At 69.5% G+C, this 1,421-nt stretch carries 1 protein-coding gene; it reads left to right on the top strand.

All coding sequences use genetic code 11. The annotated features are described in order from the left end of the window. Window positions 1-2: 2 nt before the first annotated feature. A partial coding sequence (locus ABID77_RS22580; RefSeq protein ID WP_429600731.1) for an aldehyde dehydrogenase family protein occupies window positions 3-1,421 on the top strand: 1,419 nt, incomplete at its 3' end.

Genomic DNA, 1,421 nt, shown 5'->3' with positions numbered 1-1,421 from the left:
CCATGCAAAGACACGACAACCTCATCGGCGGCGAGTGGACCCCCGGGGCGAGCTACAGCCCGAACCTGAACCCGTCGAACCTGGGCGACACGATCGCCGAGTACACCCAGGGCGACGCCACGCACGTGGAGGCCGCCGTGGCCGCGGCCACCGCCGCCTTCCCCGCCTGGGCCACCGGCAGCATCCAGGCGCGCTCCGACGCGCTCGACAAGATCGGCACCGAGATCCTGGCGCGTCGTGAAGAGCTCGGCACCCTGCTGGCCCGGGAAGAGGGCAAGACCAAGCCCGAAGGCATCGGCGAGGTCATGCGCGCCGGCCAGATCTTCAAGTTCTTCGCCGGCGAGTGCCTGCGCCTGTCGGGCGAGCTGCTGCCCTCGGTGCGCCCGAACATCGGCGTGGAGATCACGCGCGAGCCCGTGGGCGTCGTGGGCCTCATCACGCCGTGGAACTTCCCCATCGCGATTCCCGCCTGGAAGATCGCTCCAGCCCTGGCCTTCGGCAACTGCGTGGTCTTGAAGCCCGCCGACCTCGTGCCGGGCTCGGCCTGGGCGCTGGCCGAGATCATCAGCCGCTCGGGCATCCCCGCGGGCGTGTTCAACCTGGTGATGGGTCGCGGCAGCGTGATCGGCAACGCCCTGGTCGCCCACCCCGGCATCCACGCCATCAGCTTCACCGGCTCGGTGGGCGTGGGCCGCCAGATCGGCATCCAGTGCGTGACCTCGGGCAAGAAGGTGCAGCTGGAGATGGGCGGCAAGAACCCGCAGGTGGTCCTGGACGACGCCGACCTGGCCCAGGCGGTGGAGCTGAGCGCGCAGAGCGCCTTCTACGCCACCGGCCAGCGCTGCACGGCATCCAGCCGGCTGATCGTGACCGAGGGCATCTACCCGAAGTTCATCGCGGCGATGAAGGACCGCATGGCCAAGATCAAGGTGGGTGATGCGCTGGCCGCGGGCACCGACGTCGGCCCGGTCTCCAGCCAGAGCCAGCTCGAGCAGGACCTGGAATACGTCGCCATCGGCAAGGGCGAGGGCGCGACCCTGGCCGCCGGGGGCGAGCGCCTGAAGCTCGACACGGAGGGCTTCTACATGGCGCCGGCGCTGTTCAGCGAGAGCGCGAAGGACATGCGCATCAACCGCGAGGAGATCTTCGGCCCGGTGGCCAGCGTCATCAAGGTCAGGGACTACGAGGAGGCGCTGGCCACGGCCAACGACACGGAGTTCGGGCTGTCCGCGGGCATCGCCACGACCAGCCTGAAGCACGCGACGCACTTCAAGCGCCACAGCCAGGCGGGCATGGTGATGGTGAACCTGCCCACGGCCGGGGTGGACTACCACGTGCCCTTCGGCGGGCGCAAGGGCTCGAGCTACGGGCCCAGGGAGCAGGGCAGGTACGCCCAGGAGTTCTTCACGACCGTCAAGACG

The sequence above is a fragment of the Variovorax sp. PvP013 genome (assembly GCF_050435945.1).
In the GTDB taxonomy this organism is placed as follows: domain Bacteria; phylum Pseudomonadota; class Gammaproteobacteria; order Burkholderiales; family Burkholderiaceae_C; genus Variovorax.
This window is presented reverse-complemented; position numbering and strand designations above follow the sequence as displayed.